Consider the following 18,370-nt stretch of genomic DNA (forward strand, 5'->3'; position numbering starts at 1 on the left):
TTACAGTCGTCTAGAAGTCCAGTGAGGCCGAAAACATAAAGGTGCGGGGGGCGCCTAATGCGAGGCTTGAGAGTTGTGGCATTGCCCAGTACGTTTTATCGGTCACATTGTTAACAGTGGCACGCAGTGTGAGTGGATAGCCGGAAAGGTTAGAGGCGTAGCGTGCTCCAACGTCATAAATAGTGTGTCCGGGTACTGATAGGGAGTTGTCACTATTAATGTACTGCTCTGACATCGCGGTGGCATTAGCGGTCAGTGTCAGCCCTGGTGCTACGGATAGATCCCATTCAGTGCCTAGCTTGGCTTGCAGGTCTGGTACGCCGGTTGCCTGATTGCCTTGTTCTTCATCGCTCGCGGCGCGCGTGATTTCTGGGTTTACATAAGCGATGCCCCCCATCAGGCGCAGGTTGCTGAGAGGACTGCCGAAGAAACTCCACTCCACTCCTCGGTTCCGCTGCTCGCCCCCAACCGAGAAGATATTGGTTGCCAGGTCGGTGTAGCTGCTGGGCCGCTTTATTTCATACAGGCTAAGCGTGTGTGAAAAATCACCCAGATCAAGTTTCACGCCAACCTCGCTCTGTTTGGTCTTGTAAGGCTCGAACACCTCACCAGCGTTGGCGGCAGTCATAGGTGCCGTGGCCCCCTGGCTGAGCCCCTCGATATAGTTGGCGTAGAGCGATACCTGGTCGGTCGCTTTGAAAAGTAGTGCTGCGGCGGGTGTGACCGCGCTTTCATCATAGCGGGAGATACGTGTGCCGGTCATCACGCTGTAGGTGTCGCTCACCACTTCCTGGCGTCGGGCGCCGAGCGTCAGCTGTATGCGATCATCGGCAAACGAGAGCGTGTCTGCCAAACCGTAGCTGTTCAAGCGTAGCTCTGTATGCATGATGTGCGGTGTAATGAAATCAGCGGCGGGGCCCCATTGCGGATTGTATAGGTTGGTGATCCAGTCCGCATCGGGAACGCTTCTGCGCCCGTAATCGTGCTGCTCGTGCTCATAATGGGTGGCATTGACGCTGATGTCGTGACTGACAGCGCCGGTCTGGAAGTGACCGCGAACCCCGACTTCCGCCGATGTTTTTTCGACATCGAAGGCAAGCTGACCAACGCTTGTGCGATAGTTGCCTTGATCATCAAGCACCTGGGCTGACATGGCACCGTTGTAGGTGTAATTGGTTTCGCTTTGACCTATTGACGCGTACCCCATGATCTCGTCGGTAAAGTCGAATTCGCCACGCAATATGGCCCCCTTGTCGCGCGTGTCGGCAAAGGCCCAGTCCGGGTTGATCAGTGTATCGGGGGCGGGAGGCGTCGGAACTGCCAGGCCGGGGGCCAGGTTGATACCTCGAGCGGGTCCATCAATATGGTCGTCCGCACTGTACAAGTCGGCTGATAGTCGAGCGTGATCACCGCGCCAGTCCAACCCCAGAGAGCCCATTTGAACCTTTGGTGTCTGGTTATCCACAGCCCCCTCGCCGTCGCGGTATACGCCGTTAACGCGAACGCCAAACTGCTGGTCGTCACCCAGGCGTCGGCCGACATCAAGGTGCCCGCCAATCTGGGCGTCGGACATATACGTGGTGGTGAAACGCGTCAACGGTTCATCGCCAGCCCGTTTGGGAACCAGGTTAATGGCACCGCCAACGGAGCCACCTGGCGGCATCCCGTTGAGTAGTGCCGAAGGCCCCTTGAGCACCTCGATACGCTCGAACATTTCTGGAGACGTACGGTAGTAGGGGGCCATCCCGGCCAGACCACCGAACGTGACGTCACGTGTGCTGGCGTCAAAACCACGGATCGAATAGGTTTCGCTCCAGGCACTGGTGACGCCGTTGCTGAAGACACTCGGATCCGTCGCTGCAATTACATCGGTAATACTCTGAGCTTGTTGATCCTGGATAAAGCGATCCGTATAGCTGATGGCATTGAAAGGCGTCTCCATGAAGTCTCTTTTCCCCAGGAAGCCCGCCCGGTTGCTGTAGGTGACTTGGCCGCCGGCATACGTATCGTTAACGGATGTCGCTTCTCCGTGTACGGTGATGGGTGCTAGGGCAGTAGTACTGCGGGTCTCGGTCTCCTGGGCCTGTGCGAGAGCTTGTGAAGACAGCAGCATGACAGCACTCGCGCTCAGAGCGAGCAGAAATGCGCTCCTGACGAGCGATAAAGGGTTTGAGCAAGAGGCGCAATGTAGTGCTCTCGTCGGCTGTAGGGGACGGTGGTGGCAATGTAAGGGCATGTCGATCTCCATTTTTAAACACAGAGGAACTACACCGCTTCAATTGAGCGCCTGTTAAAAGGCGCATTGAAGCAGTCGATGAAAGCGTTTTTTTAGGTGCTTTAGTGCTTTAGTGCTATGGTCTGCTAGTGCCGGTAGCCGTCGATAATGTCATCCGCGATGATCGCCAGAGCGCTGACGCTGGCGGCGGTGACATACCAGGCTTCGGGGTCGACAAAGACCACCCGGTCATTTCGCCAGGCGTTAGTTTGGCGTAATAGGGGGTTGGCCAGGCTGTCGGTACTCATGGTGGGCCGGTGCTCCATTACGGCAGTACGATCCACGACATAGATGATGTCGGGGTCGGCCTGCTGGATGAATTCGCTAGAAACCGGCTGGCCGTGCAGGCCGGTATCGATGTCGGGAGCGGCGGGGGCAACGCCGAATTCAGTGAAGATGAAGCCGTAGCGTGACTGCACGCCAAAGGAGTGGAAGGCCCCATTATTATGCAGCAGGATAAGGGCTTTCTCAGGGCGGCCTTGGGTAACACGCCGGACCTCCTCGACGGTATGAACCAGCTCGGCTGCCCGCTGACGGGCCAATTTCTGTTTGCCAAAGATCTGCCCAAGATCCATGAGATGATCCATGACAACGTCAATGTGGTTGGTCTGACTGTTGCGGTAATCCACGTCAAAGTGCAGCGTGGGTGCGATCTGAGTCAGCTCGTTATAGTCGTTGGCCTGTAACGACGTCATAAGAATGAGGTCAGGGTTAGCGCGATGCACTCGCTCAAGGTTAGGGCGTACGATAGCGCCCAGATCTTCAATCGTCGGGTCGTCTCGATACTTCTCCAGAAAATGGGGAATAAAGTCCTTTGGCATGCCCACCACCGGAACGTCCAACTGATCCAGAAAATCGACTTCATTCATGTCTAATGCCGCTACCCGGTGTGGACGGTGATCGATCACGGTGCTTCCCAGCGCGTGGTGAATCGTGATCGGTGTTATGGCCTCCTGTGCGGACATATTGTTGGCTGAGGGCTGATCGCACCCTTGTAGCAACGCCACCAAGGCGAGTGGGAGAAGGCGTGCCAAGCGGTTGTTTAGAGATCGTTTCATTCCAGGTTTCCTGAGGGCTTGAAGTAATTACATAGATAACCGCGTTCGTTATGGGCGATGTCGAACTTCAGTCCGTAAAGCTCACTCAAGCGCCGTTCGGTGATGACGTCGGTGACGTTGCCATCGCAGTGCACTTCCCCATCCTTCATGGCGACGATGTAATCGGAGTAGTTGGCGGCAAAGTTGATGTCATGAACGACCAGGATGACCGTTCGTCCATGCTCGTCGCAGAGACGGCGAAGAGCCTGCATGATCTGAACGGCATGTTTGATATCGAGGTTATTCAGTGGCTCGTCGAGCAGCAGGTAATCGGTTTGCTGTGCAATGGTCATGGCCAGGAACGCCATCTGGCGTTGGCCGCCGCTGAGCTCGTTCAGATAAGCACCGCGTAGTGCCGTCAGCGATAGAAACGACAGGGCGTCGTCAATCACACGATGGTCGTGCCGAGTGAGTGTGCCACGGCTATAGGGAAAGCGGCCAAAGGCGACCAACTCCTCGACGGTCAGGCGTAGGTTGAACTCAGGCGTCTGGCGTAGCGTGGCCACCTGCCTGGCATACTCGCTGATGGGAATGCGCGTTACCTGGGAGCCGTCGAGTCGAATATCCCCCCGAGAGGGCTTAAGTAGTCTCGCGAGCATCATCAGAAGCGTCGTCTTACCCGCGCCGTTGGGGCCCACCAGGGACGTCAACTGACCTGATGGAAAGCAGAGATTGATCGCCGATAGCACCGAACGGTCGCCGTAGGTTTTATGAAGGTCTTGAACCGTGATCATGCTGCGCCTCGCGTACGCACCATCAGCGACAGGAAGTAAGCCCCACATACGAGGTTGACGAGGATGCCGACGGTGGTTGTGTAGTTGAAGAGATGTTCGACCAGCAGTTGGGCGAGGATGAAAAGGGCGATGGCGAGGGCACAACCCACCGGTAGCGTGACCCGATGACGGTAAGTGCCTGCAAGCGCATAGGCCGTATTGGCCACGAAAATGCCCATGAACGCCGTGGGGCCAAGCAGGCTGGTCGATACAGCCACCAGCGAGGCGATCAGAAAGAGCTGGTGTTGCACGCAGCGTCGATAATCGATGCCAAGTGACATGGCCTGCTCTCTGCCCAGCAAGAGCACATCTAGCATTGGGAGGCTTTTCAGTCCCACCAGACAAATCGCGGCCACGATCAGTGTGGCGTATAGCAGTTGTGTGGTGCTGGCGTTACCGAAAGCGGCTTGGCTGTAACCCATCAGAATGGAAAACTCGCCTGGACTCATTTTGAGCTGAACGAACTGTGTGAAAGTGGTAATGACCATTGTCAGTACCAGTCCTACCAGCAGCAGGAAATAGACATTGTCTCTGCCGTCTCTAAACAGCCATCGATGCAGCGTCCAGGAGTAGCCAAGCATCAGCAGGACCGAGAGTGCGGCGTTGCCATGCTCGCCGAGCACCATCAGACTGTGGGTGCCCAGCACCAGCATCAACAGGGCCTGAAACAGCAGATAGACGGCCTCATAGCCCATGATGGCAGGCGTTAATATCCGGTTACCGGTAAGGCTCTGAAACGTAATGGCGGACCAGGCGACACAAATGCCACCGATCACCATGGTGGCCAAGCGCTCAAGTCGTTTCGGTATCACATACTCGAAGTCGAAACCGGAGCGTACAAAGACAAAAGCGAGCGCAAGAGCGATCACGGCCGCCCAAACGGTGTGGCGAGCTTTGATAGTCATCACTGTGCCCTCCTGACAATCAGGATCAGAAACAGCACGCCTCCGACACAAGCCGACGTTAAGCCGATGGGCACTTCAAAGGGATAGATCAGCAGGCGTCCCGCAATGTCGCAGACCAGCAGCAGTGTTGCCCCCGACAGTGCTACGGCGGGTAGGGTGCGAGCCAGGTTATCGCCGTAGTAGAGCGCTACCAGATTGGGAACCACTAATCCGACAAAGGGGATGGCGCCCACCGCGATGACCGTGACCGAGACAGTAATGGCCACCAGCATCAGCCCAATGGCGGAGGTGACGAGATAGTTCACGCCTAAACTCGTCGCCATGTCTTCGCCCATGCCCAGCACCGTGAAGCGATGAGCGTAGACGTAGGCGAGCACAACGACCGGCAGGATTAGGTAGATGATTTCGTAATGGCCCTGGACGATCTTTGAAAAATCTCCCAGCAGCCAGCCCTGCATGCTTTGCAGGATGTTATGGCGGTAGGCGTAGAACTCGGCTAGGGCGCTTAGCACGCCGCCGTACATCAAACCGATGACGGGAACCAGTACCGTGTTGGTGAACTTGATGCGGCGAACGATAGCGATAAAGACAACATTCGCAGCGAAGCAGAAGAGCAGGGCTGCAAGCATTCGTGATCCAGCGCCAGCCGTAGGCATTAGAGACAGCGATACGAGAATGCCCAGTTTGGCGGCATCAAGCCCACCCGAGGTGGCGGGCTCCACGAACTTATTGCGCACGATATGCTGCAAAATCACACCGCAAATCGCGAGGCCCACTCCGGTCAAGGACACCGTGATCAGGCGCGGCAGTCGGCTGGCCGTCAACGTCAACCAAGCATCATCTGACAGGGTGATAAGTTGGTACCCGCTTATCTGCCGCGCGCCTGTCAGTAATGACATCCCGCACAGCAATACAAACAGGAGAGGCAGATACACGCGCATCACTGTGAGGTTTCTCCCGTTTTATCCGGGGTGATGCGCCACCCTTTGGTGGTTTGGCGTTGGTCAAGAAACGTGGCGTATCGCCCCTGCTGAGCGAGCAGTTCATCGGGCGCGCCTTGCTCAATGATGCGTCCGTCATCTAGCACGATGATCTGATCAGCCATGCTCACCGTAGAGAGTTGGTGGGCGATCACCAATAGCGTACGTTGGCCTCTCAGTCGCACCAGCGCCTGGGTAATGATGGCTTGATTTTCCGCATCCAGTGCGGCAGTCGCTTCATCCACCAGCAGAATGGGCGCATTCTTAATGAGTGCTCGGGCGATGGCGATACGCTGCCGTTCGCCGCCGGAAAGGCGGGCGCCTCCCTCGCCCACTGGTGTGTCCAATCCTTGGGGCAGGCGTTCGACGATCTCGATGACACCGGCCAGACGCACGGCGTCCATCAGGTCGGCATCGCTGGCGTCGGGATGGCCAAAGCGAATATTGTCAGCAATGCTGCCGGCAAACAGGTAGCTCTCCTGGAAGATCTGGCTGACGTGATCCGCCAGCTGGGTACTAGACATATCGCGGACGTCCACGCCGCCGACGAGCACACTACCGTGATCTGCATCGAAAAATCTCGCGACCAGGCGCGCCAGAGTGGTCTTGCCTGAACCTGACTCACCGATCAATGCGGTCATGCTACCGGGCGTGATAGATAGGCTAACCCCGTTGAGCACGTCGGGCTCATGCGGCGCATAGCGAAAGCGGACGGCTCTCAATTCGATGGAGGCATCGCGCGGTGGCTGAGGGACCGTTGGCTCGGTTAGGGGGGCAGCGTCGAAAATCGCCTGGATCTCTTCGAGTTGCCCCCTTGCACTACGCAAAATGTCGCTGTGTTGAGCGATGTCCAGCAGCGGTTCGACGAACCGGCTTACCAGTACCAGCGCAATGATGACGCTTATAATGCTCGCTGCCGTCAGTGATCCTTCCAAAAGCGTATTGATCCACAGGGTTGTGACGATCAGCAGCACGGCAAAGACTGTCTGCACTGCCCAGGCATTGAGCAGCGCCGAAAGTGCCGATAGGCAAGCCAGCCTTGTTCCCGAGCGGTGCTGTTGTTCCATGGCCTGTTCTAAGAAGCGTGTGCTGTGGTTGTTCCCACTAAAGGCGCGTAAGACTGTCTGGGCACTGGCGAACTCGACCATGCGCTGACTGGTATCAGAAAAGTGTTGCTGGAAGGCCCTGTCGGCATGCTGGGCAAGCTTGGCGGTGAGTAATAAAACCCCCAAAAGTAGCGGCAGCGCGACCAGCGCCGCAATGCCCAGCGGTGCATGCAACACCAATAGCGCGGCAAGGAGAACGATAGGCGTGACAAGCCCGCTGATCACCGGTGTAAAGACGTGAGCAGGAAGCTGGGCCACCGCCATCATACCCTGCGTGGTTACATGGCTAAGGCGCGCGGTATTTGTCGCGGTAAACCAGCCAACCGGCAGATGGATCACGTGTTCGCCAAGGCGATGGCGGCCCGACTGCAAGATGGCGACGCCGACACGGACGCCTGCCTGCTCCACGTGCCATCGCACTCCCCAACAGATTAGGATGCCGAAAAGCAGCACTACTAGCCATGTGGTGGCCACACTGAGTTGGCCAATCAGGAGGTAATAGAGAAGAGGGATAAGGGCCAAGATGGTCAGACCGCTTAGCACACCATAGACAGTGACCAGACCGAGATAGCGACGCAAGAGCGCGGTGTCTTCGCCAAGCAGTTGATTGAGCATTTTCAGCACGCTGCCACCTTCGATTCCAGTGAGTTTGTTTTCTCTTCCAGTGCCCAAAGGCGAGCATAAAGGTCATTGCTGGCCAGTAGCTGGTCGTGATTGCCTTGCTCAGCAACCGTGCCGCCATCGAGTACCAGAATATGGTCGGCGTGGATGATCGACTTTAGGTGATGCGAAATAATCACAAGCGTCCGCCCCCGGGTTAAACGCGACAGAGCCTGCTGGATGGCCAGCTCATTGCTGGCGTCAACCGCTGCTGTCGGCTCGTCCAGCACCAATAGAGGCGGATCAAGTAACATGGCGCGGGCAATACTGACGCGCTGTTGCTCGCCACCTGACAGTTGAATATCCTCGCCAACCATCGATCGATAGCCGTTAGGGAGTGCGGCGATACGTTCGTGAATATTCGCCGCGCGAGCGGCATCCTCGATTTCCTGTTGGCTGGCCGAAGGGCGGCCCAACGCAATGTTGTCTCGAATGCTGGCATGGATCAGACGCACGTCCTGCAGAACAAAACCAATCCGCTGGTAGAGCGTTGACATCTCAAGATGGCGCAGATCCACCCCGCCTAACGTAATGCGCCCATGGGTGGGGTCAAAAAAGCGCAGCATCAGGCGTGCCAGGGTGGATTTGCCTGCCCCCGAAGGGCCAACAATCGCCGTAACGCTGCCAGGTGCAAGAGTAAAGTGCAGGTTCGATAGCCCGTTTTGGGCATTGTTATAGACGTAACTGACATTTTCAAAGCGAACTTCATGATCGTTGGGGAGCTGGCACTCACTGGAGGGGATTGATGGCAATACCGGCGTTTCAAGCAGTGCCATGACGCGTTGGGCGGCGCCAACGGCACTGCCTAAGTCGTGCAGCAAGGTATGCAGCAGCAGTAACGGAGCACAGATACCGGGGGCTACTAGAATGAATGGCAACAGATCGACCGGTTCTGACCAGCCGTTGGCGACGCAAAATATGCCAACCGTGAGCGCCAGTCCCAATATCGTCACCGTTGTCACCATCGCATGAACATGTGCCATAGAAGCGACCAGAGGGCGGGTAAATTGCTCAAATGCATGGGCAAAGCTATCCACTGCTGCTTGGTAGCCACGATAGGCTTGTCCGGTCGTACCGAAGGCCTTGACGACGGGAATGCCGCAGACAAATTCATTAATGGCGTTATTCATGCGCTCAAGCTGGGCAATAAACTCACCCATATTGGCTTTGCTGGCTTGCATGAGTCGGCGCAGGAAAAGAAAGAAACCGGGAAGAGGCAGTAACGTAATAACGGCGACTTTCCAATCCAGCATGATCAGGTAGACCACCGAGATCAGTAAGGCGCCAAACGCGCGTCCTACCGCCGTGTAAAAGTGCGCGGTCAGGCTGTGCAGCGTCGCAATATCGTCTTGCATCGCCTGTTTTACGTCGCCGGATGCGCGGCTGGTAAACCAGCCAAGCGGTGCTTGGGACAAGCGTCGCATAACAGCCAAGCGTAGCTGGTAGGTGAGTTTGTTATCCGCCAGGTGCGCTACCAGCTCGCCGAGAAACATGCACCCCATGCCGACAAAGAGGCTCACGATGCTGGCTGCTACCACCCAGCCGATTTCACGCATGCTGGCGGTTGATAACTCCCAGGCGGCGCCTGGATCAGACACAAGAATCTTGGCGATATGTGCCATACCGGCAAGCGGCACCATCGTTAATATCGTGCCGATGCCCGCCAGCATTGCCGCGGCAAAAAGCCGTGTGCGTATAGGGGCCAACACTTGGCTGATGGGGCTCTTACCTTGGGATCTCGATGTATCGTGCGTGCTCATGAAGCGTTATGACTCGGCCATAGGGGATTATCGAACCTGCATAGCAGTAGTTTGTAACGAGAATTAGTCGCGTTTAAATAGGCTAATAGATAATTAGTTTCATGGCAATAAACTAATTAATATAATTGCATGCCAATCAACTAATTGACCCTAAAGTGAGTGAGTGGCTAGATAAGGAACGTCAGCGATTAAGGATGCAATATGACCACGCAACAGCCAGTTAAAGCACGCGGGCGGCCGCCTACCATCACGCTTGAGCGTATTGCGAATGCGGGTATCGAAATCGGCCTACCCAACATCACCTTTGTCGGGGTGGCCAGCGCGCTAGGCATCAGCCATATGGCGCTTTATAAGCATGTGCCCAATTTAAAGGCGCTGAAATGCTTAGTGGCCGAAGAAATATTTCAACGTTGGAATATTCCACGAGCTTCCAATGATGCGCCCGGGGAATTGAAAGAGTATCTATCCACTTTTGCCGCATCGATAAGCGAGTTTGTCAAAGCTCACCCAGGATTAACGCCCTATGTGATCCGTCGCTTGGCTGCCACTCAGCCCATGATTGAAAAAATTCGTGCACATCAAAACCATATTGCTGAGGTTTATGATATCTCCCAGGAGCAAGCTCGCTGGCTTCTGGCGACTATAGCTTTTCAATGCTTTTCCGTCGCCGATACGATTTATTCGGTAGTGGGGAAAGAGCCTGTCGAGGGGGCGAGCCGCGGCCTGGAGGAGGCCGAAATGGAGGCGGAATTAGAGGAAGGTATGCGAGCGCTTATTACTGGTGCGCTAGTAATACTGAACGAGCGCTCACGTGGATAGGGCCTTTATAAAAGCGTGCGTCTTCGTCGTTGCAAGTGGCGCCCTGGTCTGGCGTTTAGCCTTTCAAAACAATGAAGGCGGCTCCATCGGCGCCTGCCGCGCCCGGCGGCGCTTCAGCATTTGGGTAATCAGCCCGTAGCGCGGCCCGCCCAAAAAGGCCAGTATCAGAAATACGCCGGTCATTACCGCCATCATGCCACCGATGGAGACGTTGAAATGCACCGCGAGGAAATAGCCGGAAATGCTCGAGGCGATCGAGATCAGCGCGCCGAAAATGAACATCATCCACAGGCGGTCAGTCAGCAAATAGGCGGCGGAGGCGGGAACAATGGCAAAGGCGATGAACAGCACCGCCCCCACGGCGTCGAAGGCCGCCACGGCGGTGGAGCTGGTCAGCATCAAAAGTACATAGAACAGGATCGTCGGCATGAAGCCAAAGGTTTTGGCCAGCGCGGGATCGAAGGTGGCGAGCTTCAGCTCTTTATAGAAGAGCCCGATAAACGCGTAGTTGAGCAGCGTCATTACGCTCATCGAGACCAGCGCCTGGGGAATCGGCAGGCCGAAAAGCTCGACGGTATCCAGCCAGACAAACCCGATTTCACCCAACAGCACGGTGTGGGTGTCGATATGCACGTCGTGGGCGTAGATATTGAGTAGTAACACGCCAATGGAGAAGAGTGCTGGGAACACCAGTCCGATGGCGGCGTCCTGCTTCACCCGCTTGGTATTGGCCAGCGCCTCGGTGAGAAATACTGTCAAAAGCCCGGTCAGCGCGGCGCCGATGAGCTGCACCGGCCCGCTCTGCTGCTTGGTCAGTATCCAGACGATCACGATGCCGAACACGATCGAATGGCTGATGGCATCCGACAGCATGCTGTTGCCGCGCAGCACCAAAAACGTGCCCACCGCTGATGAGGCGATACCCACCATGGCGCCGACCAGAATGATGGGAAGCGCGGTACTGTTGAGAAGCTCTGCGATCATGGCGCGACCTCCTCGAACGTGGCGACCACCTGGCGCGCTTTTGCCTGCCCTGTTGTCGTCAGCCCCCAGTCCGCTTCACCTTGTGAGCGGGTCAGGTAGCCTTGGCGTTTTAACAGGGCAAGGGTGAGCCGTGCGCTCAGCGATAAACGCCGTGATGCAGGCCGGGCCGGGTGTTTATATAGCGTGTAGAGAAGCTGGCGTTTTTGAAGCTCGGCTTTCTGGAGGTAGTGTTTCATGATGCCCCATAAAAGCCCGCGCCCTGGCGCCAGCGCCAGCGACAGCAGCACGATGGCCGTGGCGGTTAGTACGATCAGCGGGCCGGTAGCAAGCCCGCGCGACAGCGTGCTGATCGTCGCGCCGGAGACTCCGCTGACGATACCCACGCCCGCCGCGATGGCAAGCATGGTGCCCAGGTGGCGGCTCCACTGGCGCGCGGCCGCCGCCGGGGCAACGATCATCGCCGCCATCAAAATGACGCCGACCATCTGCAAGCCGACCACCACCGCCAGTGCGACCATGGCGGTCAGTGTCGCCTCGATGGCCGTGGCGGGCATGCCAAGCGTTCGGGCGTACTCGGCGTCGAACGTGACCAGCTTGGCCTGCTTCCAGAAGGCGGCGAGCAGCGAAAGCGTTACCAGCGTCACGCCACCCATCACCCACAGATCCGAGCGCAGCGTGGCGGCGGCCTGGCCGAATAAAAAGGCCTCAAGCCCGCCCTGGGCGGCGTTGCTGGTGCCTTGAATGTAGGTGAGCAGCACGATACCAACGGCAAAGAAGAGGCTCAGGCAAACGCCTAGCCCCGCATCGGTTTTCAGGCGGCTTTTGCGGGTGAGCAGCAGCATGATCAGCGCGGCAAGAGAGCCGGTAGCAAGCGAGCCGATCATGATGCCGCCAATATCGCGGCTGCCGGTAATGATGAAGCTCAGGCATATTCCCGGAAGAGCCGCGTGGGAGATGGCGTCGCCCAGCAGGCTTTGACGGCGCAGCACCGCAAAGCAGCCCAAGGGGCCGCTGATCAGGCCCAGAAGCGAGGCGCCGATCACCACGTTTTGAAAGGTATAATCCGATAGAAGTTCGAGCCACTGCATGGGTCAGGTCACTTTTGAGGCGGGAAACGTTAATGACTCGTGGTCACCCAGCAGCGCGATCTGGCCGCCGTAGGCCTGGCGGAGGTTGTCGATCTTGAAAACGTCTTTGGCGTCGCCACTGGCAATCACGCGCACGTTCAGTAGCAATAGCCAGTCGAAGTAGGTACCGACAGTTTGCAGATCGTGGTGGACGACGATAAGCGTCTTTCCCGCATCACGCAGGCGGCGCAGTATATCGATGATCGCCCGTTCGGTGGTGGCATCGACCCCGGCCATGGGTTCGTCCAGAAAGTAAACGTCGGCCTGTTGCACCAGTGCGCGGGCCAGAAACACGCGTTGTTGCTGGCCGCCGGAAAGCTGGCTGATCTGGCGGTGGGCAAGCTCGCTCATGCTGACCATGTCGAGCGCGTCCATCGCCTCTTTACGTTCTCGGCGCCCGGGGCGCTTGAACCAGCCAAGGCGCCCGTAAAGGCCCATGGTCACCACATCGAGCGCGGTGGTGGGAAAGTCCCAATCCACGCTCGAGCGCTGGGGCACGTAGCCCACTCGCTTGCGCTGGGCGGCATAAGGCTTGCCGTGCACCAGCACCTCGCCGGAAAGCGATGGCACCAGCCCTAAAAGGCTTTTGATCAGCGTGCTTTTGCCTGCGCCGTTGGGGCCGACAATTCCCGCCATCACGCCCGCCGGGATATCGAGATTGATATCCCAAAGCACGGGCTGGTTGTGATAGCTCACGGTCAAATTGTTGATGCTGAGAGCGGGCTCGGCACTTGCAGATGTTACCATCGAGAGTATGCCCTTTTATCCCTGTTGGTCGAGCTGCCACTCGCTTGCCCAGTCGTTGAGCTCATCGGGCAGTGGGGAAAGTGTGCCGCCGAGTGCGTTAACGATATGCTGGGTATTACGGTAGATCATACCCATATAGGTGCCGTCGACGGTACCGTCATCGCCCATGGCGTCGGAATAAAGCTCGCCGCCAACCACAACGTCATGGCCACGCTGCTTGGCCGCGTCGATCACCGCCTGGACGGTGCGCGGATTGATGGTGCTTTCAACGAACACCGCCGGTACGTCGCGCTCTACCACACTCGTCGCCATGTTGCGGATATCGGCAATGCCGGTTTCGGTTTCGGTGCTGATGCCTTGAATACCTTCAACGTCGATATCGTAGGCGCGCCCATAGTAGCTAAACGCATCGTGGGCGGTCACCAGCACGCGCTGACTCTCGGGAATGGTCGCGATACTCTCCTTGACCCACTTGTGGAGCGCCAACAGTTCGGTCTGGTATCGTTCGGTGTTGGCCTCAATAGTATCCGCGCAGTCGGGGCGCGCTTCAATAAAGGTATCGCTTAGCGTCGGCAGCGTTTGCGCCCAAAGCGAAACATCCATCCACAGGTGCGGATCGATGCCGTAGATATCCTGCGCGGTAATCAGCGATGAAGGGTCGATCGAAGAGGGCGCGACAGCAAGCGTCGGGGTGCGCGAAGAGAAATTTTCCAGCACCGAACCCAGCTGGCCTTCCAGGGCGTAGCCCGAGTAAAGAATCTGTTCGGCGCCGCGCAACAGCGAAACATCGCTGGCGCTGGCCTGGAAAAGATGCGGGTCGATCCCGGGGCCCATCATGGCCTGGACGCTAACGCATTCGCCGCCTACCTCCTGTGCCACATCGGCAATCATGCCAATGGTTGCCACCACGTTGAGGGGCGTTTCATCAGCCGCTGCCAAGGTACTGAAAGGCAGCATTCCCAATAGAATCACAGCATGTTTTGTTGCCATTATTAAGCTCCAGACTCGACATGAGGTAGATAGTAGACGAAGCAGTGTCACTCCGTGTAATCATTTTGCGCTGTGGAAACAAGTATAGCCTCGGCTAAGTTTGTGGCGCAAATAATTTAATGTCAAGCGGATAAACGTGCTGAGGTAGACTGAAATAGGCATGAGTTTATGAGGCAATAAGCGCAAATGCGCTATTAATGTATCGCTTTAGTTGGCCAAGGCATCAACGGGTCTTGCGCTGGCATCGTTCGATACTTGAAGGCATACCGATAGTGGCTATTCTGTGGCGCGTGTGAGTAGCGGGAAAGATAGAGCGAGAGGCGTAAATTGAGATTTAGATAAACCTGAGCTTCTGGCCCCAAGGGGGCCAGAAAGAGGGAGTGATAGAAACTGAGGTGTTACCTTGGCTGGTTAACCAGCCTCCGCTCCTGGAGCGGGCGCACAATCAGCCAATCAAGCAGCAGCATGACGATCAACGACGCGCCTACCAGCGGGAAAATCAATCCGCCTATCGCCAGAATGGCAATCAGACCCCGGAAAACGCGTTTGTCTGCCGGTAGTGGCGGTACGCCCATTGCGCGTGAGGGGCGGCGCTTCCACCACATTACTGCGGCCGATACCGCCAGCAGGATAATCGCCACGCACACGGTCAAAAAGAGCAGTTGGTTGGCCAGACCAAACTGCTGGCCCATATGCACGTTGATACCAAATTCCAACCAGCGACCCAGGGGCCCGTAATCGGAGTAGCTCATGTCGATCAAGCGCTCGCCGCTGTACTGATCAAGATGCACCACGCGCTGTTGGCTAAGGTCATTAGGATAGACTGATCCGGTGTACACGCCGGTCTCTGTGGTGGGCAGGCTGACCGCATAGCCATGATGCAATCCCAGCTCATCGAAGATGGCGACAGCGCCGTCAAGGCCAATGCTCGTTGCCTGGCCTGGTCCCTGTGTGGATTCTGGAATTTGTGCCTGTTCGAGTGACCAGTTTGTCGGGCTTTGCGCGTTTAAACGCGCTTCCGACATGGGCACTTCAACGCGCACACCAGAGGGGTAGCCGAAATTGTTACCGTTAGCCCACTGATTAACCTGCGCGCCCCACACGCCCGACCAAGGCATTCCGGTGATCGCCAGAAAGACGATAAACCCACCGACAAAAATACCCAGCACGGCATGCAGATCACGCCAGAACACGCGGCTTTTTGGCTTGCCGCGCACGCTAATCACGCCGCCTTTGCCTTTACGCCGTGGCCACCAGAGGTAAATGCCGGTGAGCACTAGCAGGGTTGCCCAGCCGCCGGCTATTTCAATCAGTTTGCGCGCTGTAGGTCCAAAGTATTTCAAACTGTGCAGATAGCGAACGGTCCACATCACCGTGCCGCGGTCATCCAGCGCCCCCAGCACATTGGCAGTATACGGATTGACGTAAACGGCTAACCGCTCGCCCGAGGCAGTATTCACTGTGATCTCCGCCGAGCTTTTCGGCGTGGCGGGGTCGGTGAATTTTACGGCAGTGCCAGGGTGAGCCGTAAGGGCTGCGCTTACCAGCGTAGAGGGAGGGAGCGTCGCCTCTTGAACGGCTACGCGCTTCACATCAGCGTGTATGAGTGCATCCAGTTCGTCCTTGAAAAGATAAAGGCCCCCAGTAATTGCCAGGGTGATCATGAACGGCAGAACCAAAAGGCCGGCGTAAAAGTGCCAGCGCCAAACGGCGCGATACAGGTCGAAGGTCTTGCGTTTACCTTCTTGTGGGGGTGACGTGGTCGACATGAAGTCTCTCCAGACCACCAGGCATCTAGCCTGGTGGTTTTAAGCGGTAAGGGTAAACAGGTGCTCTACTGAGCACCTGAATGAATCAGAAGCTGAAGTCGGCCCGTGCCCACACCATGCGGCCAGGCTCATTAATGCCGCGATCCAAATCAGCGGGATAGCCAAAGGCTGCATTACCCGCCAGATTCAAGTGTTCGGTGTAGGTGGTATCGAAAACGTTATCCACCCCCACACTTAGCGTTAGGTGGTTGCTTGCTTGATAGGCACCGTTAAGCGAGAACACCCCGAAGCCTGACGACGATTCCAGATCCTGGCCGACGACATTGCCTTTTTCGAGCGCAATACGGTTTTGTGCCGCAACACCACGCCATAGGCCACCCACAGAGTAGTCATCGTGTGCATAGGTCAGGCCGACCTTGGCTTCCAGCGGTGGGATCTGTGGTAATGCCTCATCGTCGTTGGCATTTCGCCCCCAGGCATAGGCCAGCGAGGCATTGCTTACCCAGTTGTCGGTTAGTTGATAGCTAGCGCCCACTTCGGCACCCGCAATCTGAGCATCAATGTTATCGATCTGAGTACCGCCCATGCCCGCGGTGTTGTAATCAAACAAGATGAAATCGTTAACGTATCCTGCATACCCGGACACCCATGCGCTTAAGCGCTGGTCGTTATACTGCGCGCCTATATCCAACTGGGTGGTTTTTTCGGGTTGAACACCGTCAAAGGCATTCAAACTACCGGCCGGGCCTGCCTGACTAGAGCTCAATTCCCAGTAATCGGGAAAGCGCTCCACATGCCCGACCCCGGCATACCAGGTGACCGGTGCTGAGGCTAAATCCTGCTCATAGCGGATAAAAGCGCTGGGCAGAGTGTCGCGGCGGGTGAGGCCTGTGGTAGCTGTGTCCAGGCTTTCGTCACTGACGCGGTAGCGGTCTACGCGGGCGCCGCCAATAAGACGGTCACGTTCATCGATAAAACGGGTGACTTCGCTGAAGGCGCCAAACTGGGTCTGCTCGTAGTCGGGCTGCCAGTGTTCGCCATCCAGATTGCGATGTACCTGATGCTCGACATCGACACCGGCCGTCCACGTGGTGTTTTCCCACTCCCACGTTGATGCGACGCGCGCGCTGCGGGTGCGACGGTCTAGCCGCATGGCCATGCCGTCACTCATGTCCATACCGCCATCCATATCCATGCCGCTGCCCATGTCCATGCCGCCGCCCATGTCCATGCCACCACCCATGTCCATGCCGCTGCCCATGTCCATGCCACCACCCATGTCCATGCTGCCCGGTGAGCGCAGCGTGAAGTTATCCATAATATGGTCGGCATAGGCATAGTTGGCCTGCATTTCCAGACGTTTCCAGTGTTCACCTAAATTCTCGCGCTGAAAACGGATGCCCACGGTTTCGCGCAGAAATTTGCTGCCATCCATACCTCGCCCGGCATAGCGCGCTTCGCCGTTTCCTCGGCCTGCGGTGACTTCAAGCCAGGTATCGTTGTCGGGTGTCCATCCAAGCGCTATGTCACCGTTCCACTTATCCCATAACGAGGGCACGGCGTTGCCATCGCCATCCTGATAGTCATTAGCTTCGGATTGATTGCCGGTAATGCGCAGGTAGCCGTCTTTATTGCCTAAAGCGGCATCAATGCGGCGATCAAAGCGCCCATAGGTACCCAGCATGACGCTGCCATCCACTCGCACACCGGCTTCATCGAACTCCTCCGGGCCGCGGTCAAAGCGCACCGTTGCCGCTGAAGCGCCGGGGCCCCACAGAACGGACTGCGGCCCTTTGGTGACGGTGAGGCTGTCGTAATTTTCAGGTGAGATATAAGACGTAGGCGCATCCATTCTTGCCGGGCAGGCGCCTAGCATTTGGCTGCCATTGGTCAGCACGCGAAGACGTGAGCCAAACATGCCACGGAACACCGGATCACCGTTGGTGCCACCGTTACGAATGGCAGAGAACCCGGGGATGGTCTGAAGATAGTCGGCGCCGTCGCTGGCAGGGGCCGGTTGCCGCGGTATACGCGGGTCGGTTTCCACCGTGAGCGGTGAGCTTAGCGGTACAGCGGTCACGACCATCGTGTTTAACGCATGATGATGCTCGTGGTGAGCGGCAGGCGCCTGTGCCCATACGCCTTGAGCAACAACGCTCGATGCGGCAGCGACGCTTAATGTCAGTACGTGTCGTTGAAAACGGTTTTTTAAGCGGGCAGGCGTAACGACGCCATGCCCAATAGTTAGATGCGGCATGATGATCCCTTTTTTTGGTGTAGACAGCCGCCAGCCAGAAGCAAACTTCAGGCTAAAAAGGCTGACGATGTGGCGTTATACGATCCGAAAAAAGGGCGGGGCGCGCGTTAGCGCGTGGGGG

General features: G+C 57.0%; 14 protein-coding genes. 1 reads left to right on the forward strand and 13 read right to left on the reverse strand.

The genetic code is table 11. The features are described from left to right. Window positions 1–10 precede the first annotated feature (10 nt). From ACT3RU_RS01830 to ACT3RU_RS01860, 7 genes are all read right to left on the reverse strand, one after another. Entirely contained in the window at window positions 11–2,113 is a 2,103-nt protein-coding gene (locus ACT3RU_RS01830) for a TonB-dependent receptor (protein ID WP_303393867.1), read from the reverse strand. 248 nt (window positions 2,114–2,361) lie between these two features. After that, entirely contained in the window at window positions 2,362–3,333 is a 972-nt protein-coding gene (locus ACT3RU_RS01835) for a siderophore ABC transporter substrate-binding protein (protein ID WP_172116955.1), read from the reverse strand. Continuing rightward, window positions 3,330–4,106 (reverse strand): iron ABC transporter ATP-binding protein, encoded by a 777-nt coding sequence (locus ACT3RU_RS01840; protein WP_087110694.1) that lies wholly within the window; start codon window positions 4,104–4,106, stop codon window positions 3,330–3,332. Before ACT3RU_RS01840 ends, ACT3RU_RS01835 begins: the two co-directional genes overlap by 4 nt. Further along, window positions 4,103–5,050, reverse strand: coding sequence for an iron chelate uptake ABC transporter family permease subunit (locus ACT3RU_RS01845; protein ID WP_087110697.1), 948 nt, complete (start codon window positions 5,048–5,050; stop codon window positions 4,103–4,105). Before ACT3RU_RS01845 ends, ACT3RU_RS01840 begins: the two co-directional genes overlap by 4 nt. Beyond that, window positions 5,050–5,991 (reverse strand): ABC transporter permease, encoded by a 942-nt coding sequence (locus tag ACT3RU_RS01850; RefSeq protein WP_087110699.1) that lies wholly within the window; start codon window positions 5,989–5,991, stop codon window positions 5,050–5,052. The genes ACT3RU_RS01845 and ACT3RU_RS01850 overlap by 1 nt, the downstream gene beginning before the upstream one ends. Beyond that, the gene (locus tag ACT3RU_RS01855) at window positions 5,991–7,751 is read right to left on the reverse strand and encodes an ABC transporter ATP-binding protein (protein ID WP_225733845.1); all 1,761 of its coding nucleotides are present in this window, start codon (window positions 7,749–7,751) and stop codon (window positions 5,991–5,993) included. Before ACT3RU_RS01855 ends, ACT3RU_RS01850 begins: the two co-directional genes overlap by 1 nt. Before the next feature lie 2 nt (window positions 7,752–7,753). Then, a complete protein-coding gene (locus tag ACT3RU_RS01860) occupies window positions 7,754–9,556 on the reverse strand; it encodes an ABC transporter ATP-binding protein (protein WP_192527748.1) in 1,803 nt (600 codons plus the stop codon). Window positions 9,557–9,757: 201 nt separating this feature from the next. Between ACT3RU_RS01860 and ACT3RU_RS01865 the strand changes: the two genes are divergently transcribed. Further along, complete coding sequence (locus ACT3RU_RS01865) at window positions 9,758–10,375, forward strand: TetR/AcrR family transcriptional regulator (RefSeq protein ID WP_087110705.1); 618 nt, start codon at window positions 9,758–9,760, stop codon at window positions 10,373–10,375. 63 nt (window positions 10,376–10,438) lie between these two features. Here the strand turns inward: ACT3RU_RS01865 and ACT3RU_RS01870 are convergent, their stop codons facing one another. The 6 genes from ACT3RU_RS01870 to ACT3RU_RS01895 form a co-directional block, all read right to left on the reverse strand. After that, window positions 10,439–11,359, reverse strand: coding sequence for a metal ABC transporter permease (locus ACT3RU_RS01870; protein WP_087110707.1), 921 nt, complete (start codon window positions 11,357–11,359; stop codon window positions 10,439–10,441). Next, window positions 11,356–12,447, reverse strand: a complete 1,092-nt coding sequence (locus tag ACT3RU_RS01875; RefSeq protein ID WP_087110709.1) for a metal ABC transporter permease — start codon at window positions 12,445–12,447, stop codon at window positions 11,356–11,358. The genes ACT3RU_RS01870 and ACT3RU_RS01875 overlap by 4 nt, the downstream gene beginning before the upstream one ends. A gap of 3 nt (window positions 12,448–12,450) precedes the next feature. Further along, window positions 12,451–13,233 (reverse strand): metal ABC transporter ATP-binding protein, encoded by a 783-nt coding sequence (locus ACT3RU_RS01880; protein WP_087110711.1) that lies wholly within the window; start codon window positions 13,231–13,233, stop codon window positions 12,451–12,453. Window positions 13,234–13,248: 15 nt separating this feature from the next. Then, window positions 13,249–14,223 (reverse strand): metal ABC transporter solute-binding protein, Zn/Mn family, encoded by a 975-nt coding sequence (locus tag ACT3RU_RS01885; RefSeq protein WP_087110713.1) that lies wholly within the window; start codon window positions 14,221–14,223, stop codon window positions 13,249–13,251. Window positions 14,224–14,621: 398 nt separating this feature from the next. Then, on the reverse strand, window positions 14,622–15,992 hold the full coding sequence (locus ACT3RU_RS01890) for a PepSY-associated TM helix domain-containing protein (protein ID WP_087110715.1): 1,371 nt from the start codon (window positions 15,990–15,992) through the stop codon (window positions 14,622–14,624). 85 nt (window positions 15,993–16,077) lie between these two features. Beyond that, complete coding sequence (locus ACT3RU_RS01895) at window positions 16,078–18,249, reverse strand: TonB-dependent receptor domain-containing protein (protein ID WP_087110717.1); 2,172 nt, start codon at window positions 18,247–18,249, stop codon at window positions 16,078–16,080. Between the last annotated feature and the right edge of the window lie 121 nt (window positions 18,250–18,370).

Source organism: Halomonas sp. TP35, assembly GCF_052375975.1.
Taxonomy (GTDB): Bacteria; Pseudomonadota; Gammaproteobacteria; order Pseudomonadales; family Halomonadaceae; genus Vreelandella; species Vreelandella citrativorans.

Coding starts and splice junctions, on each gene's coding strand:
- ACT3RU_RS01860 (WP_192527748.1), bottom strand. CDS start 9,556: ATGAGCACGCACGATACATCGAGATCCCAAGGTAAGAGCCCCATCAGC.
- ACT3RU_RS01890 (WP_087110715.1), bottom strand. CDS start 15,992: ATGTCGACCACGTCACCCCCACAAGAAGGTAAACGCAAGACCTTCGAC.
- ACT3RU_RS01850 (WP_087110699.1), bottom strand. CDS start 5,991: ATGCGCGTGTATCTGCCTCTCCTGTTTGTATTGCTGTGCGGGATGTCA.
- ACT3RU_RS01895 (WP_087110717.1), bottom strand. CDS start 18,249: ATGCCGCATCTAACTATTGGGCATGGCGTCGTTACGCCTGCCCGCTTA.
- ACT3RU_RS01870 (WP_087110707.1), bottom strand. CDS start 11,359: ATGATCGCAGAGCTTCTCAACAGTACCGCGCTTCCCATCATTCTGGTC.
- ACT3RU_RS01845 (WP_087110697.1), bottom strand. CDS start 5,050: ATGACTATCAAAGCTCGCCACACCGTTTGGGCGGCCGTGATCGCTCTT.
- ACT3RU_RS01855 (WP_225733845.1), bottom strand. CDS start 7,751: ATGCTCAATCAACTGCTTGGCGAAGACACCGCGCTCTTGCGTCGCTAT.
- ACT3RU_RS01880 (WP_087110711.1), bottom strand. CDS start 13,233: ATGGTAACATCTGCAAGTGCCGAGCCCGCTCTCAGCATCAACAATTTG.
- ACT3RU_RS01840 (WP_087110694.1), bottom strand. CDS start 4,106: ATGATCACGGTTCAAGACCTTCATAAAACCTACGGCGACCGTTCGGTG.
- ACT3RU_RS01830 (WP_303393867.1), bottom strand. CDS start 2,113: ATGCTGCTGTCTTCACAAGCTCTCGCACAGGCCCAGGAGACCGAGACC.
- ACT3RU_RS01885 (WP_087110713.1), bottom strand. CDS start 14,223: ATGGCAACAAAACATGCTGTGATTCTATTGGGAATGCTGCCTTTCAGT.
- ACT3RU_RS01875 (WP_087110709.1), bottom strand. CDS start 12,447: ATGCAGTGGCTCGAACTTCTATCGGATTATACCTTTCAAAACGTGGTG.
- ACT3RU_RS01835 (WP_172116955.1), bottom strand. CDS start 3,333: ATGAAACGATCTCTAAACAACCGCTTGGCACGCCTTCTCCCACTCGCC.
- ACT3RU_RS01865 (WP_087110705.1), top strand. CDS start 9,758: ATGACCACGCAACAGCCAGTTAAAGCACGCGGGCGGCCGCCTACCATC.